The sequence below is a fragment of the Streptomyces sp. NPDC057271 genome, from assembly GCF_042668715.1.
Lineage (GTDB): Bacteria > Actinomycetota > Actinomycetes > Streptomycetales > Streptomycetaceae > Streptomyces.
On sequence record NZ_JBHUYJ010000078.1, the window covers coordinates 1 to 20921 of the forward strand.

The following is a 20921-nucleotide window of genomic DNA, read 5'->3' on the forward strand; positions in this document are numbered from 1 at the left end:
GCCTCCAGGACGGCTCCGCCGCGCAGTGCGGCTACCAGGACTCCTCCTTCGGATCCGCCGCGTTCACCCGGCCCATCACCGCCTACGCCCACCGCACGATCGAGGCCGACAGCTCCACCTGCCAGCAGGCCGGTGCCTACTACGTGCTGGTCGAGCGGACCTCGAAGGCCGTCTCCACGCCCGACGACTGGGAGCTGGAGATCCGTTACGTCACCGAGCCCGGCGTGAAGCAGACCGGTCCCACCGAACTGCCCGAGAACTGGGCCTCCGCCTCGCCCCCGCCGCCCGCCGGCGGCCCGCAGAAGCGACAGGGCGGCGCGGGGTTCCACGACGCCGTCTCGCTCAAGCAGGGCGAGTGGCGCGCGGACATCGAGCCCGGGGAGACGCTGTTCTACCGGGTGCCCGTCGACTGGGGGCAGCAGATCTTCGCCACCGCCGAGCTGGGCAGCAGCGTCACCGGCGCCACCGAGTACCTCGGCAACGCGCTGGTGCTCTCGCTCGACAACCCGGCGCGCGGCCATGTCGACCAGGACACGGTCAGCTACAGCGGCAAGCCGGCGACGCTGGCCCTCGACCCGCACCGGCCGGTCGCCTTCGAGAACCGCTACTCCTCCAACAGCTACACCAACGCCCTGCGCTTCGCGGGCTGGTACTACCTGTCGGCCACGCTCAGCCCGGAGGTCGCCAAGGCGTACGGGGACAAGCCGGTGCCGCTGACCCTGCGGGTGAGCGTCACCGGCACGGCAAAGGCGGGTCCCGCGTACGACGGGGACGCCGGGCCGTTCGAGGTGACCGCCGACGACCGGGATGCGGCCGCCAGCGGGGCGAGCGGGCCGCAGGCGGAGAAGAGCGACGGCATGGCCCTGGTCGCCGCGGCCGGGATCGGCGCCGGAACGGTGCTGGTCGCCGGGCTCGGTGTGTGGACGCTCGCCGGGCGGCGCAGAGCCGCACGGGACGCGGCGCGGGGCGGCCCGCAGGACGGTCCGGACGGTCCGCCGCGGTTCGGCCCGCCGACGGCCTGGTAGCGGGGGCCGTCGGGTCCGCGCGACGGCCTCAGGTCTGGGTCAGCGCCCAGATGCCGACGGCGAAACAGACCAGCGCGACGAACAGCACCGGGATCGCCACCTTCGGGGGCGGTCCCGGTCGCCTTGCCGGGGCGGACGGTGACACCGGGGCGGGAACCTGACCGGCGTGAGCGGTGTACGGACCAGTAGAAGGCTGGTGGAAGACCGCGGCCGTCGGGACGTGGGCGAGGTCGGGCGCGGCGGCGGGATGGGGGGAGGCCGTGCGCGCGGAGGCCGGGGCCGGTGGCCGCGTGGGGGCGGGTACCGGCTGAGGAGGCGGCGGGGGCAGATGGAAGCTGCCCGTCTCGGAGGGGCTCGGCTGCTGACGGGGCGGTGCCGACGGCTGCTGCCGGGCCTGGTCCTGCGGCTGTACGGGTACGTGTGCGGGGGTGGCCGGGGCCTGGGGCTCGGGGGCCACGGGGCCGTTCGGGCCGAATCCGGCGGGCAGCGGGCCGATCTGGTCGAAGACCTCGACCGACTCCTCGTCCGGGCGGGGCTCGGGCAGCATCTCGACCGCCGCGGTCAGCGCCTTCCGTACGCCCGTGGCCGTCTTGAAGCGGGCCTGCGGATCGGGCTGGAGCAGGCCCGCGAGGACCTGCCACAGCGGTTCCGGGATCCCCTCCGGGGCTCCCGGCGTCCCGTGCGCCATGAAGTACTCGATCAGGGCACGGGAGTCCGGCTTCTGGCCCTGGAGCAGATAGAGCGCGACCAGGCCGACCGCGAAGAGGTCGGCCGGGAAGTCCGGCTCCGCGCCCAGCATCTGCTCGGGCGCGAAGTAACCGGGCGTTCCCACCACGTAGTTGGTCTCCGTGAGGCGGGGCTCGCCCTTGCGCATCGAGATGCCGAAATCGGAGAGCCGCAGATGCGGCCGCCCGGTTCCGGTGACGTCGAGCAGGATGTTCGCCGGCTTGATGTCGCGGTGCACGACCCCCTCCGCGTGCACCGCGGCCAATCCGGCGAGCAGCTGGTCCAGCAGCGTGCAGACGAAGCGCGGCGGCAGCGGCCCGTAGTCGCCGATGACGTGCGCCAGAGACCCGCCGGCCACCAGATCCATGGTGAACAGCACCTTGTCGTCGTCGGCGGCCCAGCTGGCCGGCGCGAGGACATGGGGATGATCGATCCGGAGCGCCTGCTCCCGGACGAAGCGGAGCAGCGTGTGGGCATCGCTCTGCTGGAGCACCTTGGCCGCCACGTACCGACGGCGCCGGTGGTCCCAGGCGCGCCAGACCGCGCCGACCCCACCGCGTCCGATCGGGTCGATCAGCTCGTACCGACCGGCGAAGACCTCACCCATTGCGCTGCGCCCGCTCCCCGTTCCGGGTCCGTCCAACCGGACCGGCTGCTCTGCGTCAGTTCTGGTGCGACTCGTAGTGCGCGACCGCGTCGGCGGTGCGCCCGGCGCCGTACACCCGGAGGAACTCTGCCAGCTCCGGGTGGGCAGGGGCGAGTGAGTCGGCGGCGTCGATGATGTCGCCCGCGGCCGCGACGGAGCGCAGCAGCGACTGGATCTCGCGGACCACGCGGCGCACGGTCGGCGCGCCCGAGCTGGTGGTGGTCTGGCTGGCGCCGGTGAGGACGGAGCCGCCCTGGGACTTCTTGATCTCGTCCATCCGGTCCGTGGCCTCGGCCGCGCTGACGCTGCCGTCGGCGACCAGGCCGGCGAGCTCCTGCAGGGCCTGGACACGCTGGACGACGGCCGGATTGCCGATCTTGGCCCGCTGGCCGCTCATCAGCTGGGAGAGCATGGGTGCCGACAGCCCCAGTACAGCCGCGAGCCGGGCCTGATTGAGGCCGAGATCATCGATCAGCCGACGGAAGAGCGCCCCCAGCGGCTCTCCGTACCAACTGCGCTGAAGCTCGCGGGCTCTTGCCGTGGCTTCCTGCTGTACTGCGTCCATTGCTTCTCCCCATCCCTTGGGTTCGCCACTGCGAACCCCGGTCAGCATCTTACGGAGCGTGGTCGTCCACCGGGAGTCCCAATCCTTTTGCGGGAAAGAGGGGGTGACCCGGTACTCTGTTCTCGTTCCGGGGCCTTAGCTCAGTTGGTAGAGCGCTGTCTTTGCATGGCAGATGTCAGGGGTTCGACTCCCCTAGGCTCCACGTGTGAAATGCCCTCTGACCTGCGGAAACGCAGGCAGGTGGTTCTTTTTGTCCTGGTTCCCGTGTTGACGTGTCAACGCGGTGGTGTTGATACGAGCTCTCGGCGGCCCGTGTTTCTGGGCTTCTGTGGGGCTTATGCTCCCCCGGCTGATCCCCTGGGCTCATGAGCCAAGGGGGGAGCGTGCGCCGGGTTTCGTGTTTCCTACTCGTTTGACACACTGGGGCTATGCCCGAGACGACGTACAACATCGGTGAGGGGCCGGCGACGCGGGTCAGCCTTTCCCTGCCCGAGGGGACCGCGGAGGCGATCCGTGCCCGGGTCGGTAAGCGGGAGTTCTCCGCGTTCATTGCCGCGGCCGTCGAGCGGGAGCTGCGGGGGCAGGTGCTGGACGAGTACCTGGCGGACTACGAGAGCCGTGAGGGACCGGTGTCCGAGCAGGCGCGGCAGCGGGCACGGCAGGTGTTCGACGAGGTGTTCGCCGAGGAAGACCAGTGGCCCGCCGCAAGCTGAGTCACGAGGGGACACTGGTCCTGGACAGCGAGGGGTTCTCCAAGCTGCTTGCCGACGACGAGACGGTGGTGGCCCTGGTCGCGGAGGCACGCTCGCGTGGCATGGAAGCGGTGATCTGCGCGCTCACCATCATCGAGGCCGTGCACTCACGCACGAACAAGGCTCGGCTGAGCTGGCTGCTGTCCGGCCTCCGTGTCATCCCGGTGGGGGACGAGGAGGCGAAGGCGGCCTCGGCCCTATTGATGGGCGCCGGCCTGCACGGTCACAAGTACGCCATTGACGCGGCCGTGGCCGAGGCAGCGCTTCGGCAGCAGCGCCCGGTGGTCATGCTGACGTCCGACATCGACGACATGGTCAAGCTCTGCGGTGACCGGGTCCGGCTCGTCGCCGTGTGATACTGCTGGGCCTCTGCCGTGGAGGGGAAAAACCTCACTGTGCTCAGTCGGTGTGATGTGTGACGGGGCGCTCCCGCTCCCTCGCCGAGCTATCGGCGGCCCGTTACGAGCCCTGTGGGGTTGGAGTGGCGTCTTGGCGGGGAAATCCGCCCAGCTGATTGATGCGGTTCAACGCTGCACGGACGTCGGTCGTCTGGGAGGCGTTCTGCCCAAGGTGTTTCACGAGCATGGGGTAGATGTCTGCGAACGTGTCGAGCGCGGCTGCTGTCCGGTGGGTGGCTGCCTGCAGTAGGCCGAGTTGTGTACGTACGTCGAGCAGCAGGGTGTCTACGGCGGGTCTGTCCTGGCCTAGTTCCCTGGCGAGAGCCTCATAGGCGAGAAGAGACTCCTCCCTGTTGCCCAGACGCAGATGGCAGTAGGCGGCTCTGGACCGTGCCTCTGCCGCTCGGTCCGCGCCGTCGGCTGTCGTATAGGCCAGCTCGGCGCTGAGCCTGTTGTATGCCTGCAGGGCGTCTCCGTATCGTCCGTCGTCGAACAGCGCCTGTGCTTGGACCAGGCGTACGCTGAGCGGAAGTGGGGGAGCTGTGGCCTCGGTGGGGATATCGACGCTCTTGTCAGTTCCACCTGCAGGGTGGTCTGAGGAGGGCTCCTGAACGGTGTGGTGTGGGGCCAACCGGTCCGCGATGTGTCGTGCCGAAGCGGGGCGGTTGACGGCGTCCTTCTCGAGCATGCTCATCACGACGTCGTTGACGTCGGGGATGATGTCCGGGCGTAGTTCCCGGACTGGGGCGGGTATGCGGTAGCGGTGACCGTCCATCATCGTGGCGTGGTCGCCAGTGAACGGTGGTTGCCCGGTGAGCATCTCGTACAGGAGGCATCCGAGGGCGTAGAGGTCTGTCTTCGGATCGATGAGGCCGCGGTCACTGAACTGCTCGGGTGCCATGTACGCGACAGTCCCGAGAACTTGGCCGGCCTGAGTGAGGCGGGGATGATCGGTGCCGAAGATGGCTGCCACGCCGAAGTCGAGCAGCTTCACCTTCCAGTCCCCAATGATCATGAAATTGGCCGGTTTGAGGTCTCGGTGAATGACGGGGTCTTCGTGGATGCAGGCCAGAACGTCCGTCATCTGAGCGGCCAGGGAAAGAACTCGGGGTATGGGCAGACGGCCGCCTTCCTGGGACAGGACCTGGGCGAGATTCTGGCCTACGAGCAGTTCCCAGACCAAGTACAGGTCTTTCGGGCCACCGTCGAGCTGCGCATCATAGAGCGTGGGTAGGCCGGCATGACTGAAGCGGGCACCGAGGACCGCCTCGCGGCGGAAACGGGCGGCGATGTCCTTCGGGTCCACGTCGGTGGCCGGACCGGTGAGCCGCTCTGGATTGATGGTTTTGATGGCGACATAGCGTCTGAGCCGGGTGTCCCAAGCCTGCCAGACGTGACCCATGTTTCCCCGGCCGATCAGGCTCCGCAGTTCGTAGCGGTCGAGCGTGCGCATCTCAGTCGTCACCGCCGCTTGCAGCCGGAGACAGCAGCGCTTCGGCGAGGTCGACGAGTGTGCCTTCGCCCGGTAGCAGCCAACGGCGGGCACCGTTGACCGCAGACGGGGCTTGGTCCCACCGGGCTTCGTTCCAGATATGGCGGATCAGAGCGCTCGGCGAGTAACTCTGCTGGTCGGCGGCCCACAAGAGGGGGCGACGACGGTCGTTGGTCCAGGTTGCGATGTATCTGCGAGGATCCTCGCTGAGCCATGCGCCGATCGCGCGTTCTTCGGCCTCGGTGGGTCGGTACATCAGGCGGGCGCCGTCTGGGATCCGGTCGTGTTCGATGAGTACCGAGACACTGTTGGGGCGGCGTCGGGTACTGGTTGGGTCGTTGGCCGGATGAGGTGACGAGGCCGATAGAGAGGTGGCGACATCGTTAGCCAGGACGTGGCATTTGCGTTCGTCGGTGAACACGCTTGCCAGAAAGAGGTGCTGGCCATAGAGCCGCTCGACGGCTGAGGTCAGGAGGCGCGCGATGGCCAGTGTGCGCTGGATAAGCCAGGTCCCGTGCACGTCGCCCGGCTCGCGCAGTTCTTCAAGGGTGTCGGGGCCGATGCTTTGGAACACCAGATGAGTGATTAGCAGGTCGCCGTGGGTGACGAGGTTACGGAAGCGGGGCGATTCGCCGATGGCTACTTGCGCCAGGACCGTTCGCACCTGGCGCAGCAACAGCACGGACTGCCAGATCTGGTGGACGCCAGGGCGTCCACCGAACAGGCGGGTGTAGGCACCCTCCGGTGCAGGGCGCCACAGGTAACTGGGGTCCGCAGTGGCCCGGGCCATCAGGGAGATGTCCGGGTGAGCACAGGCCAGAGCGACGGCTGCTTCCTGCATCGTGCAGCCGGTGCCGGGTGCGGGCGCGACGGCGCCCTTCCTATAGACATAGTCCTTGTTCAGGTCATACGAGAACTCGTCGCGAATGCTCTGCTGGACAGGGTCGCGGGCGACGGCATCCAAGGGGTCGGCGGGGCCGTCGTCCTCGGTGACCTGGGTGATCCTGGAGACCAGGTCTGCGGAGGCGTCGTCGATGGAGATGATGCGCAGCGAGACGAGGGCGCGGTCGGCCACCTCGGGATGACGGTCGACAGCATGGGCGACGGAGACGACGGTCTGGGCCCCGTTGACCACCTGTGCGTTTTCCATCGACAGCCGCAGCGGTTGCCCCGGTGCTTTGCGCGCCATGTAGTGCGCCGTCACACGGTCGCACACCAGGGTGACACCGTGGTTGAAGTACCAGAACTCCTCCGGCTCGTCGACCAGCTGTGCCACGGTGGCAGGGTTGAACTGACTGGTGTGTGGGCGTAGAACGGGGGCGAACATCCGGTCACGGTGGGTGTTGTACCAGGCGGCGAGGTCGCCGGCCGGGATACTTCCGACGTAGGCCTGGTGAGGCACGGACAGGCTGTGCCAGCCGTCTGTGAGGGCCGCTGTCAGGCGCACCTGTGTGCGGTCTGCGTCGGCGCGCGCGGCGGAGTGGAAGTCGGCCAGTCCCAGTGTGTGCACGTCGACCGGAATGCGGCCGTCGAAGCCGAAACCCTTTTCCACGAGGGAGAGCTGGACTTCCGCAGCTCGGTGGAGGCGGGCGTCGCCCGCCAGGGCCACCACCAGATGGACCCGGCAGCGCGGGGAGCTCAGGGCTTCGTCGATGCGGTTGGCCAGCGCACTGATACGGGAATTGAACCCTTCGTAGCGACGGTCGGCCACACGCTGCAGCCCGGTGATGAGAACAGCGGCGTCCCTCTCGCTCAGCCTCGCTCTGCCCGTGTCGCTCCACTTCGCTTGAACGAACCAGATGTCCGAGCCGTTGGCGGAGAAGGCTATGGCGTCGATACCCGAGTCTCCGGCACCATCCACGACAGACAGGGCGGCTTCCTCGGCACTGCGGCCGGTGAGAATACTGACCGCTTGGGCGGCCAGGGCACGACTGAGGAATGCCCCATCCTGGTATTTCTCAGGCATGCGGGCAACGTCTGCCAGATCGATCAGCGGAGCGTAGGTGCGTGTGAGGTGCTCTCGCACGTAACGCATTGCTACTGACATGGCAGCATCGTCCATCGTGCTGTTCTCCTTCCGCGTGGAGCCTTCCACACGGGCGCTCGTGCCCCCGGGGTCACGCCTGGTCTCGCGCGTACTCCACGCTCAGGGGGCTTGCGATCAGGCAGCGAGTGGCGCTCTCGCCGGCAGGGAGTTCGGCCGTCACGCGCGCGAACCCGCACATCCGGGTGCTTGCGGACAAATCCGCGTGTCGGGCATCGATGGCGGCGATGAGGTCCCGCACTCCCGATCCGCTAAGCCCTACTCCTGGTACTGGTGCACCGTCCGCCGTGGGATCGGGCTCTGTGGACAGGGCACGCACCGCTTGCCCCGCAGTGGTGAGAAATGTCGTGCCGATGCTGGAGCCGCCGTCGATGTCCTCCAGGGCGGGCCCGTCGATGGTGGCGGGGGCGTAGCCGACAAGATGCCGGGTGGACCCGTGCAGGAGCAGGCGGCATCCGGTCTCCTCCTCGGGACGGGGCTCGTCGCCAGGGGCGGGGTCGGCGAAGAGCACCATGCGCTGATACCCACCGTGCAGAGTCACGCAGTGCAACGACGCCTCGAACCACACCCACTGCCCGGGTCGCAGTCCTGGTTCGGCGAACCATCGGGCCCGCTCCGCCAGGTGCTGGTCCACCTCCCGCAGGCGCTGCATCCGCATGTGTTCGGCATCGGCCGCGGATGCCTCGACATCGACCCCGCCCACGGGCGTCGTCAGCCGCACCGCGCCGGGCCGGGTGAAACGACGCGGCCGCGCGAACTGGCGCAGCTTCCCGTCCGACAGATAGACGAACTCGCGAAACTCGCTCAACGTACCCCCCTCATGCTTGGCGCCCATCCTGCCACCCTCGGTGGGAAACCGACGGCCCAACGGCGCCGGACGTCGTGAGCATATGAACGCATGTGATTTGCGAGAATGCCCGCAACGGGCAGTGCAAATCTCTCTGTGCCATGGGCTTTGCATGAGATGCGAGGCGACTTATTTGCTACTGCGATGACTCGCCTGCCCGTGTTGGCATGTCAACACGGGCGAGGGGGCAGCGTGGATCGAGCGGGATGCAACAGGGTGGCGATGGGGATGTTCATCCCGATTCTCCGGCGTTCTCGCAGGTCAGGAAGGTAACGGTTTCGGGTTCGACTCCCCTGGGCTCCACTCCCTTGCACCCCTCTGACCTGCGGAAACGCTGTCAGGGGGGTGTTTTTGTCCTGATTTTCCCGTGCATATGTGTGCGCACGGATCCGCTGTGGGGACACCCGAGGGCTCTCAGGCAGGCAGGCGCGGCGCGGCGCAATGCACAGGCCCAGGTCTCTCTGGTGGGCCTGGCTGTATCGGCCTCGCCGGACTTGCGGGGGAGGAACGCGGTGAGCCATGAGATCGGGGCGGACGGTACGGCAGTGCGGGCATCGAGCGGCTGATCTCGGACGTGGGTGACGTAGACGATCTCGAAGAGGCGACGAAGACGCTGAACAAGACCGGCGACACACGTCTCCATGCCACGGCGGGATGCAACGACGCTCTCGGTGGGCTCCCCCCACTGGGTTCGCTGTACGACGGCGACGGCGATCCGCAGGCCGAGGGGCGCCGACTGGGTGTCTACGTCATCGACAGGGCGGAGTCGAACGATGGTGAGGATCCTGCCGCCGTCTGGACGTTCGTCTGCAAGCTCATGGTGCTGAAGTCCCTCGACCTTGTGGATGCTGACGACGACCGCGCGAGTGTCGAGGGCAAGTGGAAGGACGGCATCGGCGAGGAGCGCCACAGAGCGTTCATGAGTGGTTGTCTCAAGTAGCTCAGTGCTCGCATGCCCATGGCCCGGTGCTGTGGTCCTTGGGCGGTGGCAGGATGCCCGGGCATCCGCCCCGCGGACCTGGAGGCGGACGGCCGCGGACGGCTGCGGACGGCTGCGTCGCGACGAAGAAGCCGATCTGGTGGAACTGACGAAGATCCTGGCCCGCGACAGTGACGAGGACCGGGTCACCGACACCTTCCGCACCTGGCTCCTGGCCGAAGGCTGGACACCGGTCGATCCCACGGACCGGTGGACCGACCTGGAAGCCGTGCGCGGGGAGGAACGGCTGATCTGCGAGGCCAAGGGCCGCACCAGCGAGAAAGGCATCGACGCCGACATCGCCTACGGCCAACTGCTGCGCCGCATGACGAGCCAGGACCCGCACACGCGCTACGCCCTCGTCGTACCGTCCTCCTCCGTCAAGGCCGCCGCGCGCGTTCCGGCCCACGTCCGGCAGCTCCTGCGCATCGACGCGTACGAGGTGACGGATGGCAACCGGGTATGCCGGCTTACGGACTGATCGGTACCGGATACGGCGTGGGCATCCGGTCCCGTGAAGTCGAGGTCCGCCGACGTGCTGGAGGGCATCCCGCCGGCCCTGACCGGATGCGAGGATGCGGCTCTTGGCCGAAGAGCGTGCCGGCTCGGAGTGGGAGCACGAGCACCGACGGAGCGGGGGTAGTCATGGCGTTGGCCATGTGTCCACTGTGCAGTGACGATGAGGACATCGAGGTGGTCCGCACGCTCGACGGCGGACGCCGGCGTGTGAGGCACCGGTGCGGTTACGAGTGGGAGCACAGGGAGCCCACAGTCCCGCAGGGCAATCCGCTGCGCTCCTTCGACGAACTCAAGGCCCGTTTCCCGAAAGCCGAGGGGGTCGCTCCAGGGAAGGTGGAGCGTGTGGCCCGGCTGAAGGAGGAGTACCTCGCCGGCAAGCCGGACTTCGACCCCGACGTGGCGGCCTACTGGGCGAAGTACCAGCAGGTCTTCTCCTCCGACGGGCTGTGGACGTGCGACCCCAGAGTCCTCAAGGACTTCGCCAACTCCGAGGTCGGAGCCCGGCCCGGCAACCAGGCCACTTTCAACTCCGCGTGGAACGAGATGGGCGACGCCGTGGCCGGGGAGGCGACCCGCCAGACGATCGAGTACCTCCTGCGCGGACCTGACGACGTGCCGCGCGAAGACCGGCTCCAGCAACTGCTGGACGGCACGCAGCCGTTCGCCATGACCGGTTTCAAGGAGGCCCTCCTCACGAGGGTGCTCTGCGTGATGTATCCCGACCGGTACCTGACGATCCTGAAGTACACGACGGAGGCGGGCGGCAAGCGTGAGATCGCGCGGATGGTGTTCGGACTGGAGCTGCCGTCGCCCGAGTCGGTGAACTGGACTCTCGGCCGGCTCATCTTCTGGAGCAACGACCTCCTGAACGACCTCGCCGGCGAGGGCTTCGCCAACCGGCAGCACGCCGCCGCGTTCCTGTGGTGGGCCAAGGACCAGCCCGGAGGGATTCAGTAGGAGGCGTTCCGAGGGGGAGTTCTGGACGCGTTCCGCGCGGGTTCGGGCAGAAGGCGCAAGGAGAGCCCTGAGGATTCAGCCCGATCGCGGAGGGCGAAGAAGTCCGGGTTTCCGGTAGAACCGCAGGTGAGACGCGTCTCGGTTGCGGGTTCGACCCCCCTGGGCTCCACCGGACAAGCCCCTTCGTACCGTGGCGGCGCGGTATGGAGGGGCTTTCGTCGATTGGCCCACTCCCGGCCCCCGGCAATGGACCTGTCAGGCCGGGCCACCCACCCATAGCGTCGTGTTCATGGCGAACACCGTCCCCCCGGCACCGCAGGCCTCCCGCGCCCCCCGCGCGCTCCTCCTCGCCCAGCTGAGCAACGCGATCGGCGACGGCGCCTTCTACGTCACCTCGGCCCTCTACTTCAGCGAGATCGTCGGCCTGTCCGCCGCGCGGATCGGGATCGGGCTCACGCTCGCCTGGGCCGTCGGCTCGGTCGCCGGGGTCTGGCTGGGGCACCTCGCCGACCGCCGCGGCCCGCGCTCCACCGCCGTACTGCTCGCCCTGGCCACGGCGGCGGCCGTCGCCTCGTTCCTCTTCATCCGCTCCTTCGTGCCGTTCCTGATCGCCGCAGCCGTGTACGCCACCGCCCAGAGCGGCCTCGCCGCCGCCCGCCAGGCTCTGCTCGCCGGACTGGTCGGACCCTCGGCCCGTACGGAGGTACTGGCCAGGCTGCAGTCCACCCTCAACGCCGGGCTCGCCGTCGGCGCCGGCCTCGGCGGACTCGCCCTCCACGCCGGCACCCGTACCGCCTATCTGTCCGTCCTCGCGCTGGATGCGGCCGGGTTCCTGATCTGCGCGCTCGTACTGCGCGGACTGCCGCCCGTGGCCCCCGCCCCCGTCGCCGCCGCCGGCGAGCCGCGCCTGGCGGTGCTCCGCGACCGCCCGTACGCGCTGCTCACCCTCCTCAACGCGCTGATGCTCCTGCGGCTGCCCCTGCTCAGCCTCGCCCTGCCGCTGTGGATCGTGCAGCGCACCTCGGCGCCCGGCTGGATCGTCTCGGCGCTCTTCGTCCTCAACACCGGGGCCGTGATGCTCTTCCAGGTACGAGTGGCCCGCAAGGTCACCGGCCTGTCCGAGGCCACGCGCGCGGTGCGCCTCGCCGGCGTCGTGATGCTCGCCTCGTGCGCCGTGTTCGCGGTGACGGCAGCGGGCCTCGGCCCCTGGGCGACCGTCGCCGTCCTCGCCCTCGGCGCAGTACTCCAGGTCGTCGCCGAGATGCGCCACTCCGCCGGTTCGTGGCAGATCGGCTTCGCTCTCGCGCCCGCCGGCCGGATCGGCCAGTACCAGGGCTTCTACGGGACCGGCGTCCCCGTGGCGCGGACCCTCGGCCCGCTCCTGGTCACCGCGCTCCTCGTCACCTGGGGCGTGCCCGGCTGGCTGCTGCTCGGCGGGATCTTCCTGCTCACCGGGGTGGCCACGAAGCCCGCCGTCCGCTGGGCCGAGCGCTCCCGCGCCCAGGCGGCCGACACCCGCGGCGCCGGGGAACTCGTCACGGCCCACTGAGCCGTACGAGTGGTGTTCATCGGAAGAACTGCGCGGTGACGGCGTCGCTCCGGGGAATCCGGATCCGCGCCCCCATCATGAGGAAAGTACGAAAAGCGCGCAATCCGAAATGAACCATCCGAGAACATCACGAACCCCAGCGTCACGAAAGTGAGGGGCCATGGCCACCGCCAAGGTCAAGCAGTTCTGGACCGCCTTCATCTCCGTACTCTTCGCCCTGCTCGCCTCCGTGGGCCTGGCGTCCACCGCCGCCGCCTCGCAGGCTCCCGCCGTCCAGCAGCCCGAGGAGCCGGCCGCCGCGGGCGCCGCCACCGGGTCCCGCTCGAACGTGGCCGTACCGGCACAGAGGTCGGCGTATGAGTGGCCCACGGTCCGCGAGCGCTCCCTGCCGCCCACGATCAAGCAGCGCATCCGGGCCGAGGCCCACAACTCCTCGCCCTCCGTACGCCACCTGCGCGCCGACTCCCCCGCCGAGACCGCGCTCGCGGACCGGACGGAGCTGTCGGACAGGGCGCTCGCCTGGGTGGCGTAGGGCGTGAGGAGTCGGTTCGCCACTCCCCACGCACACCCGCGACACGGACCTCGCACGACGGCCCACGGGACGACCGGAACGCCGGACGGACCTCGCGGTTCAGCGACGCTCGTCGCGATCCGTATCCGTATCCGTCTCGATGTCGGCTTCGGCCTCCTTGGCCTCCACCTCGGGATCGAGAGCCCCACTGCCGTCGACGGACGACAGCGGCGACGTACGGGACGACGGTTCCGGAACGGCCTCATCGACCTCGGTAGGAGCGGGCGGTTCGACCAGCCAGTCCGGGTTGGCCTGCTTGTCCCACCACCTCCACGCGACGAACAGACCCGTGGCCACCACGCCGAGGACGGCGAGTCCCCTGGCGAGACGTCCGGCCCGGGCCCGACGCTCGTGCCTCCGCACGAGCTTCTCGATCTCCCGCGGTGTCACCTGACCGCGCAGCGCGGCCCAGGCGGCCACCGAACGTGAACCGGCCTCGTCCAGGACGGGTCCGGTGGCGGCGACCGCTTGTTCCACACGCGGAACCGTGTAGTCCGCCGCCTGACGGGCGGCCTTCCGGGTCACCACCGCGGCACGATGCGCGGCCTCGTCGACCCGAGGTGGTACATGTGGTGCGACATGGCAGTCGTACTGCACACGAGCTTGCTTGCGGGCCTGCTGAGCGGCCTGCGAGACCTTCGGCGCGAGCCGGACACGTGCCTCGTGCGCATAGCGCGCGGCCTGGTCCTTGGCCGTGCCGGCGTACTGAGCGGCCTGCTCCTTGGCCGTGTCGGCATAAGGCGCCACCACTTCCGCGGCGTGCAGCACGCTGTCCCTGGCCGAATCGGTCGCGGCGCGCACGCTGTCCATCCGGGTCACGGCATCCTCCTACTCGGTGGCGGTGTCGGTATTTCGCCTTTCCACCCTTTTCGAAATCATGCCTGCCGGAACGCGGTACGGCATGCGGGGCTGGCATCCGGGGCATAGCCACGACGCTTCCGTGCGAGGATGCGATGCGCGTCAGTGGAGACTTACGGAAGGCGGACCGTGGCCGAGCAGCTCTACGCCACTCTCAGGACCAGCCAGGGCGACATCGAGATTCGGCTGCTGTCGAACCATGCCCCGAAGACGGTCAGGAACTTCACCGAACTCGCCCAGGGCGAGCGGGAGTGGACGCATCCGGCCACCGGCACGGTCGCCGCGGACCGGCTGTACGACGGCACGGTCTTCCACCGGGTCATCGAGGGCTTCATGATCCAGGGCGGGGACCCGCTGGGGAACGGCACCGGCGGGCCGGGGTACGAGTTCGCCGACGAGTTCCACCCCGAGCTCTTCTTCGACCGCCCCTATCTGCTGGCCATGGCCAACGCGGGGCCGGGCACGAACGGCTCGCAGTTCTTCATCACGGTCGGCGCCACGACGTGGCTGAACCGCAAGCACACGATCTTCGGCGAGGTCGTCGGCGCGGCGAGCAAGAAGGTCGTCGACGCGATCGCCGCCACGCCGGTCAACCCGAACACGAAGCGGCCGCTCGACGACGTGGTCCTGGAGTCGGTCGTCATCGAGACCCGCTGACCGGTCGTAGCCCCGTCGGGCGTCGACCGGTCGTGGCCCCCGGCCATGGGGTACGTCCCCGGGTGGACGCCGACCACCGGTCGTAGCCCCGGCGGGCGCCGAGGTCGTAGCCCCCGTGGACGCCGGCCGGCGGACCTCCGCGGGGACGCCGACCGGCAGGCCTGCGCGGGGGCGCCGACTGGCCGGCCCCCGCGGACCCGCACACAGGGAACCTTTCCGCCCCGCCCGTCCGTACAGGGAAGGCGGGGCGCCGCCTCGCCGCCCCCATCTCCTCGGGAGGGACCTCATGGAGCCGCAGTCCGGCCTGCCGCGCTGTTACCGCCACCCGGACGTCGAGACAGGCATCCGCTGCACCCGGTGTGACAAGCCGATCTGCCCGCAGTGCATGGTCTCCGCGTCCGTCGGCTTCCAGTGCCCGGACTGTGTGCGGAACGGCTCCGGCACGGGCCATGCGCCCGACGCCAACCAGCCCCGGACGCTCGCCGGCGGCCGTGTGGCATCGGACGGGCGTCTCGTCACGAAGATCCTCATCGCGATCAACCTCGCCCTCTTCATCGCCGTCCAGGTGGCCGGCGACCGGCTCGTGGACGAGCTGTCGCTGATCGGGTACGCCTTCAGCCCGCCGCTCGGCGAGATCGTGGGCGTCGCGGACGGCGAGTGGTACCGGCTGCTGACCTCGACCTTCCTCCACCAGGAGATCCCGCACTTCCTCTTCAACATGCTGGGCCTCTGGGTCATCGGCGGCATCGTCGAACCCGAGCTCGGCAGGATCCGCTACGCCACCCTCTGTCTGCTCTCCGGACTCTCCGGTTCCGCGCTCGCCTATCTGCTGGCCGCGCCGAACCAGCCCTCGCTCGGCGCCTCGGGCGTCGTCTTCGGGCTGATCGGCGCCTGGGCCGTGCTCACCCGCCGCCAGCGGTACGACATGCGGCCGGTGATCCTCTTCGTCGCCCTGTCGCTGCTGCTGACCTTCACCCGGCCCGGGATCTCCTGGGAGGCGCACATCGGCGGCCTCGTCGGCGGCGCCCTGGTGACCTACGGCCTGCTGCACGCGCCGCGGGCGCGGCGGAACCTCGTGCAGTACGCAGCCTGTGGACTGGTGCTCATGATCGACCTGGGGATGATCCTCGCCCGCTCGACAGCGCTCACCTGAGCACAGAGGGCTGTGGACGAGCTTCACCGCAAAGCTTTCCCCAGAGTTATCCACAGCGCGTGGCGGACTGTGTGCACGTCGTGGAGAACGACCGCACCCCCTGCTCCTGAGCTGGGATTTTCCAGCAGGAGCAGGGGGTGCGGGGGAATCCGTGACCAGGGTGCCGCAGTCACACCGGCGTCAACCGGGGCGATGGTTATCCACAGATCTTCGTAAGTTATCCAGTGCTGTGCACAACGCTGTGGATAAGTTCAGGGCAAGGCTTGACGGGCAAGCCGGGAGCCCGCCGCGTCCACCGCGAGGGCGGCTACTTCCACTGTGTGGAGACGCCGAACCCGGCCGCGATGAAGCCGAAGCCCACCACGATGTTCCAGTTGTTGATGGACTTCACCGGCAGCGTGCCGTCGGTGACGTAGAAGACAACGATCCACACGAGCCCGATCAGGAACAGCGCCAGCATCACCGGTGCCACCCAGCTGCGATTGGTCAGCTTGATGTTGGTGGCCTGCTTGGCGGGCGGGGGCGTGAAGTCGGCCTTCTTGCGGATACGTGACTTCGGCACGAGGGACTCTCCTGTCGATGCGCTGCGTGACCGCGCAGGGAACTGTGGCTGGCGCCGGGGCGGGACGGCTGGTGAACGTAGGAGGACCACTGCGTCCCCCGGGCGTCCGTTAGCGTAGTGGTTCCACGGCACCGAAGGGGATCAGGGTACGTTGAGCAATTCTGCCGACTCTTCCCCCGGGCCGGGCCGACCCACCAGGTGGCGCCCCGTCCGGGTGCTGACCGCTGCCGTCTTCGCCCTGGCCGGGCTGATCTTCGTGACCAGTTTCAACACTGCCAAGGGTACGAACATCCGGACGGACGCCTCGCTGCTGCGGCTCTCCGACCTCATCGAGGAGCGCAACCACAAGAACGCCGGCCTGGACGAGTCAACCGCCGCCCTGCGCGGCCAGGTCGACGCCCTCGCGGCCCGCGACGACGGCTCCACGCGCGCCGAGGACGCCAGGCTGCGCGCCCTGGAGACGGCCGCCGGCACCACCGCGATCTCCGGGCAGGGGCTGACGGTCACCCTGAACGACGCCCCGCCGAACGCCCAGGCGGCCCCCGGCTACCCCGAGCCGCAGGCCAACGACCTCGTCATCCACCAGCAGGACCTCCAGGCCGTCGTGAACGCGCTCTGGCAGGGCGGGGCCCGAGGCATCAAGGTCATGGACCAGCGGCTCATCTCGACCAGCGCCGTGCGCTGCGTCGGCAACACCCTGATCCTCCAGGGCCGGGTCTACTCACCCCCGTACAAGATCACCGCCGTGGGTGACCAGGGGAGGCTGACCAAGGCACTCGCCGATTCGCCGGCCGTGCAGAACTACCAGCTGTACGTGAAGGCCTACGGACTCGGCTGGAAAGTCGACGAGCACAGGGCGGTGACTCTGCCCGGCTACTCCGGCACAGTGGATCTCCACTACGCGAAGCCTGTGAGCTGACTGCGGGGAGGCCCGGCCGGTGGCGGTGCGACTGATCGTCAGGACGTTCAGCGAGCTGTGCGTCACAGTCGGAACCGTGATCGTCCTCTTCGTCGTGTACCTGCTGCACTGGACCGGCGTCCAGGCGGAGAACGCGACCGCCGGGCAGATCGACACCCTGGAGCGGGAGTGGGGCGAGCGGCCCGTCCCCGGCGCCGCCCCGGCCGCGCCGCCCCCGAAGCCGTACGCGAACGGCCGGGGCATCGCCGTCATGTACATCCCCCGGCTCGGCGGGGACTGGGAGTGGCCCGTCCTGGAAGGCACCTCCGCCGCCGTCCTGAAGAAGGGCCTCGGCCACTACGCCGCCACCGCCCGGCTCGGCGAGACCGGCAACTTCTCCGTGGCCGGCCACCGGCGCACGTACGGAGATCCGTTCAAGGACTTCCCCCGGCTGCGGCCGGGTGACGCGGTCGTCCTCACCGACGGGACCACCTGGTTCACGTACCGGATCGCCCGCACGCCGTACCGGACCGTCCCCACCGACGTCGGCGTGATCGACCCCGTACCCCGTCCGCTGCGGAAGAGCGCGGCCGCCTTCGACGGCCCGGGCCGCTATCTGACACTCACCACCTGCGAGCCGGAGTGGGGAAGCAGCCACCGGCTGATCGCCTGGGCGCACCTCGACGCCACCCGGCCTGTGACGCAGGGCAAGCCACCGGCTTTGACGGGCTGACCCCTCACGCCTCCTTCGCCCCGTACTCTGGTGCCCGTAACGAACGGAAGGGGCAGTGGACGTCATGTACGGCTGGATCTGGCGGCATCTGCCGGGCAACGCGTGGGTCCGGGGCAGCATCTCGCTCGTCCTCGTCCTGGGGGTCGTCTACGCCCTCTTCCAGTACGTGTTCCCCTGGGCGGAGCCGCTGCTTCCGTTCAACGATGTGACGGTGGACGGCCAGTGAGCGCGCGGATTCTCGTCGTCGACAACTACGACAGCTTCGTCTTCAACCTCGTTCAGTACCTCTACCAGCTCGGCGCCGAGTGCGAGGTGCTGCGCAACGACGAGGTAGAACTGAGCCACGCCCAGGACGGCTTCGACGGCGTCCTGCTCTCGCCCGGACCCGGCGCGCCCGAACAGGCCGGTGTCTGCATCGACATGGTGCGCCACTGCGCCGGGACCGGGGTGCCGGTCTTCGGGGTCTGCCTGGGCATGCAGTCGATGGCCGTCGCGTACGGCGGAGTCGTCGACCGCGCCCCCGAACTGCTGCACGGCAAGACCTCCCTCGTCACGCACGAGGGCAAGGGCGTCTTCGCGGGCCTTCCGTCGCCGTTCACGGCGACGCGCTACCACTCGCTGGCCGCCGAGCCCACGACCGTGCCGCCGGAGCTCGAGGTCACCGCCCGGACGGAGGACGGCATCATCATGGGGCTCCGCCACCGTGACCTGGCCGTCGAGGGCGTGCAGTTCCACCCCGAGTCGGTGCTCACCGAGTACGGCCACCTCATGCTCGCCAACTGGCTGGAGCAGTGCGGCGACAGGGGAGCGATCGGCAGGTCGGCGGGGCTCGCGCCGGTGGTGGGCAAGGCCGTCGCGTGACGGCGGGGTCGCCGTGGTTCCGGGCGACGAACGAGCCGGGACCGGAACCGGGATCGATACCGGAGGAGACGCCGTACGCGACGGCTCCCTCCGATCCGTACGCTGAGTACACGTATCCCTACGAGGCGATACCGGACGGCGTCGCCGAGGCGCCGCAGCCCGCGCAGGAGCAGCGGGACGCGCCCTACGAGCCCCCGCGGGAGCCTCAAGGGTCCCAGGAGGCCCAGGGGGCCCAGGAGGGCTCGTACGGGCCTTCTGAGGCACCGTACGAGTCTCACGAGCCCCATGGTGAGACGATGGCTCTGAGGGCCGTGGAGGCGGCCGTGACGCCTCCTCCGGGCCCCGGCAGGGCCGAGCGCCGACGCGCCGCCAAGGGCAAGGGGGCCAAGGGGAAGGTCCGTCGGGGCGCACCGCCCGCCGCATCCGCCGCCGAGACCCCTGCCGCACCGCTGTCCCGCGTCGAGGCCCGACGGGCGGCCAGGGCGGCGAAGGACAGCTTCGGTGTCGTCGCGAGCCGGCTGGTGGGCGAACTGTTCATCACCTTCGGCGTGGTCATGCTGCTCTTCGTCACGTACCAGCTGTGGTGGACGAACGTACGGGCCGGGCAGCAGGCGAACCAGGCCAAGGGGCAGATCGAGGACTCCTGGTCCAAGGGACGGGCGCCGGGCGCGTTCGAGCCGGGAGAGGGCTTCGCGATCATGTACATCCCCAAGCTGGACGTGGTCGTCCCCGTCGCCGAGGGCATCAACAAGCCCAAGGTCCTGGACCGCGGCATGGTCGGCCACTACAGCGAGGGCAAGCTGAAGACGGCCATGCCCGGTGACAAGGAGGGCAACTTCGCGGTCGCCGGGCACCGCAACACGCACGGCGAACCGTTCCGGTACATCAACCGCCTGGAGCCCGGGGACCCGATCGTCGTCGAGACCCAGGACGCCTACTACACGTACGAGATGGCGAGCATCCTGCCGCAGACCGCGCCGTCGAACGTGTCGGTGATCGACCCGGTGCCGAAGCAGTCGGGCTTCAAGGAGCCGGGGCGGTACATCACGCTGACGACCTGTACGCCCGAATTCACCAGTACGTACCGCATGATCGTGTGGGGCAAGATGGTCGAGGAACGCCCGCGCAGCAAGGGGAAGCCGGACGCGCTCGTAGGCTGAGACCCTACGGATCCACGACCACACACTTCAGGACGGACGACGCAGTGGCACGTGCGCGCAACTGGATCGCCGGAGTCATCAGTGTTCTCGGCGAACTCCTGATCACCGCGGGCCTGGTGCTCGGTCTCTTCGTCGTCTACTCGCTCTGGTGGACCAACGTCCTGGCCGACCGCGCCGCCGACAAGGACGGCGACCAGGTCCGTGACAACTGGGCGTCGGCGCCCGGCGCCCTGGACACCAAGGACGGCATCGGCTTCCTCCACGTCCCGGCGATGGGCGGGGACGAGATACTCGTCAAGAAGGGCACCGACAGCAAGACGCTGAACAACGGCGTCGCCGGCTACTACACGGAACCGGTCAAGTCGGCCCTGCCGCAGGACAAGCAGGGCAACTTCACGCTGGCGGCGCACCGGGACGGGCACGGGGCGAAGTTCCACAACATCCACAAGCTGAAGAACGGCGACCCGATCGTCTTCGAGTCCAAGGACACGTGGTTCGTCTACAAGGTCTACAAGACCCTTCCGGAGACGACGAAGTACAACGTGGACGTCCTCCAGCAGATCCCGAAGGAATCGGGCAAGTCGAAGCCGGGCCGCTACATCACGCTCACGACGTGCACGCCGATGTACACCTCGGACTTCCGCTACATCGTGTGGGGCGAACTGGTCCGCACGGAGAAGGTCGACGCGGAGCGGACACCGCCCGCGGAACTGAGCTGAACCGAGCCGGGCAGAGCCGGGCAGGGCCGGGCAGAGCCAGGCTGAACCGAACCGAACCGAACCGAACCGGGCCAGGGCTGGGCAGAGCCAGGCTGAACCGAACCGAGCCGGGCCGGCCCCGGTGGGATCCGACCGGCGGGCGTACGGGAAGGGGCCCAGGCGGCCCCAGGAGTCCCGGGCCCCTCCCCTCTCAGTGTGCGCAACCAGACGATCGTCTAAGAAACCGCCGCCAGCGTTTGCCGCGGCCCCG

General features: G+C 69.0%; 23 protein-coding genes and 1 tRNA gene. 17 read left to right on the forward strand and 7 right to left on the reverse strand.

The annotated features are described in order from the left end of the window. The coding region (locus ACFUJR_RS28265) for a hypothetical protein (RefSeq protein ID WP_383450848.1) at positions 1-1025 on the forward strand (1025 nt) is incomplete at its 5' end. Between the two features lie 28 nt (positions 1026-1053). Here ACFUJR_RS28265 and ACFUJR_RS28270 read toward each other — a convergent pair. Next, the gene (locus ACFUJR_RS28270; RefSeq protein WP_383166725.1) at positions 1054-2358 is read right to left on the reverse strand and encodes a protein kinase; all 1305 of its coding nucleotides are present in this window, start codon (positions 2356-2358) and stop codon (positions 1054-1056) included. A 55-nt stretch (positions 2359-2413) separates the two neighbouring features. Next, positions 2414-2962, reverse strand: coding sequence for a helix-turn-helix domain-containing protein (locus ACFUJR_RS28275; protein ID WP_383166728.1), 549 nt, complete (start codon positions 2960-2962; stop codon positions 2414-2416). 129 nt (positions 2963-3091) lie between these two features. Between ACFUJR_RS28275 and ACFUJR_RS28280 the strand changes: the two genes are divergently transcribed. The 3 genes from ACFUJR_RS28280 (at position 3092) to ACFUJR_RS28290 (ending at position 4070) form a co-directional block, all read left to right on the forward strand. Beyond that, a tRNA-Ala gene (locus ACFUJR_RS28280) sits at positions 3092-3164 on the forward strand. A gap of 226 nt (positions 3165-3390) precedes the next feature. Beyond that, a complete protein-coding gene (locus ACFUJR_RS28285) occupies positions 3391-3675 on the forward strand; it encodes a hypothetical protein (RefSeq protein ID WP_383166731.1) in 285 nt (94 codons plus the stop codon). After that, entirely contained in the window at positions 3657-4070 is a 414-nt protein-coding gene (locus ACFUJR_RS28290; protein ID WP_383166734.1) for a DNA-binding protein, read from the forward strand. The genes ACFUJR_RS28285 and ACFUJR_RS28290 overlap by 19 nt, the downstream gene beginning before the upstream one ends. A 103-nt stretch (positions 4071-4173) precedes the next feature. Here ACFUJR_RS28290 and ACFUJR_RS28295 read toward each other — a convergent pair whose 3' ends face one another. The 3 genes from ACFUJR_RS28295 to ACFUJR_RS28305 are packed head-to-tail and all read right to left on the reverse strand — an operon-like array spanning position 4174 to position 8456. After that, positions 4174-5565: a protein kinase gene (locus ACFUJR_RS28295; RefSeq protein ID WP_383166737.1), complete on the reverse strand. Its 1392-nt coding sequence runs from the start codon at positions 5563-5565 to the stop codon at positions 4174-4176. A gap of 1 nt (position 5566) precedes the next feature. Further along, complete coding sequence (locus ACFUJR_RS28300; RefSeq protein ID WP_383166739.1) at positions 5567-7666, reverse strand: AIPR family protein; 2100 nt, start codon at positions 7664-7666, stop codon at positions 5567-5569. Between the two features lie 55 nt (positions 7667-7721). Next, positions 7722-8456: an SAVMC3_10250 family protein gene (locus ACFUJR_RS28305; protein WP_383166742.1), complete on the reverse strand. Its 735-nt coding sequence runs from the start codon at positions 8454-8456 to the stop codon at positions 7722-7724. Positions 8457-9069: 613 nt separating this feature from the next. Between ACFUJR_RS28305 and ACFUJR_RS28310 the strand changes: the two genes are divergently transcribed. The 5 genes from ACFUJR_RS28310 (at position 9070) to ACFUJR_RS28330 (ending at position 13031) form a co-directional block, all read left to right on the forward strand. Then, on the forward strand, positions 9070-9435 hold the full coding sequence (locus tag ACFUJR_RS28310) for a hypothetical protein (protein ID WP_383166745.1): 366 nt from the start codon (positions 9070-9072) through the stop codon (positions 9433-9435). 139 nt (positions 9436-9574) lie between these two features. Then, positions 9575-9955 (forward strand): hypothetical protein, encoded by a 381-nt coding sequence (locus ACFUJR_RS28315; RefSeq protein ID WP_383166748.1) that lies wholly within the window; start codon positions 9575-9577, stop codon positions 9953-9955. Between the two features lie 212 nt (positions 9956-10167). Continuing rightward, positions 10168-10950: a hypothetical protein gene (locus ACFUJR_RS28320; protein ID WP_383166751.1), complete on the forward strand. Its 783-nt coding sequence runs from the start codon at positions 10168-10170 to the stop codon at positions 10948-10950. 289 nt (positions 10951-11239) lie between these two features. Continuing rightward, positions 11240-12499 (forward strand): MFS transporter, encoded by a 1260-nt coding sequence (locus tag ACFUJR_RS28325; RefSeq protein ID WP_383166754.1) that lies wholly within the window; start codon positions 11240-11242, stop codon positions 12497-12499. A 160-nt stretch (positions 12500-12659) separates the two neighbouring features. After that, the gene (locus ACFUJR_RS28330; protein ID WP_383166757.1) at positions 12660-13031 is read left to right on the forward strand and encodes a DUF6344 domain-containing protein; all 372 of its coding nucleotides are present in this window, start codon (positions 12660-12662) and stop codon (positions 13029-13031) included. A 99-nt stretch (positions 13032-13130) separates the two neighbouring features. Here ACFUJR_RS28330 and ACFUJR_RS28335 read toward each other — a convergent pair whose 3' ends face one another. After that, entirely contained in the window at positions 13131-13889 is a 759-nt protein-coding gene (locus ACFUJR_RS28335) for a DUF5324 family protein (RefSeq protein ID WP_383166760.1), read from the reverse strand. 168 nt (positions 13890-14057) lie between these two features. Between ACFUJR_RS28335 and ACFUJR_RS28340 the strand changes: the two genes are divergently transcribed. Beyond that, entirely contained in the window at positions 14058-14585 is a 528-nt protein-coding gene (locus ACFUJR_RS28340) for a peptidylprolyl isomerase (protein WP_383166763.1), read from the forward strand. A gap of 286 nt (positions 14586-14871) precedes the next feature. Continuing rightward, on the forward strand, positions 14872-15738 hold the full coding sequence (locus ACFUJR_RS28345) for a rhomboid family intramembrane serine protease (protein WP_383166766.1): 867 nt from the start codon (positions 14872-14874) through the stop codon (positions 15736-15738). A gap of 307 nt (positions 15739-16045) precedes the next feature. Here the strand turns inward: ACFUJR_RS28345 and crgA are convergent, their stop codons facing one another. Then, a complete protein-coding gene (gene crgA, locus ACFUJR_RS28350; protein WP_137988265.1) occupies positions 16046-16300 on the reverse strand; it encodes a cell division protein CrgA in 255 nt (84 codons plus the stop codon). A gap of 151 nt (positions 16301-16451) precedes the next feature. Here crgA and ACFUJR_RS28355 point away from each other — a divergent pair, with 151 nt between their 5' ends. From ACFUJR_RS28355 to ACFUJR_RS28380, 6 genes are read left to right on the forward strand one after another with little or no spacing between them, the layout of a single operon-like run. Continuing rightward, positions 16452-17219, forward strand: coding sequence for a DUF881 domain-containing protein (locus tag ACFUJR_RS28355; RefSeq protein WP_383166769.1), 768 nt, complete (start codon positions 16452-16454; stop codon positions 17217-17219). Between the two features lie 19 nt (positions 17220-17238). Next, positions 17239-17931, forward strand: a complete 693-nt coding sequence (locus ACFUJR_RS28360) for a class E sortase (protein ID WP_383166772.1) — start codon at positions 17239-17241, stop codon at positions 17929-17931. Positions 17932-17986: 55 nt separating this feature from the next. After that, entirely contained in the window at positions 17987-18157 is a 171-nt protein-coding gene (locus ACFUJR_RS28365; RefSeq protein WP_383166823.1) for a hypothetical protein, read from the forward strand. After that, positions 18154-18792: an aminodeoxychorismate/anthranilate synthase component II gene (locus ACFUJR_RS28370; protein ID WP_383166775.1), complete on the forward strand. Its 639-nt coding sequence runs from the start codon at positions 18154-18156 to the stop codon at positions 18790-18792. Before ACFUJR_RS28365 ends, ACFUJR_RS28370 begins: the two co-directional genes overlap by 4 nt. Beyond that, a complete protein-coding gene (locus ACFUJR_RS28375; protein ID WP_383166778.1) occupies positions 18789-19952 on the forward strand; it encodes a class E sortase in 1164 nt (387 codons plus the stop codon). Before ACFUJR_RS28370 ends, ACFUJR_RS28375 begins: the two co-directional genes overlap by 4 nt. A gap of 44 nt (positions 19953-19996) precedes the next feature. Continuing rightward, positions 19997-20671, forward strand: a complete 675-nt coding sequence (locus tag ACFUJR_RS28380; protein ID WP_383166781.1) for a class E sortase — start codon at positions 19997-19999, stop codon at positions 20669-20671. Positions 20672-20921 lie beyond the last annotated feature (250 nt).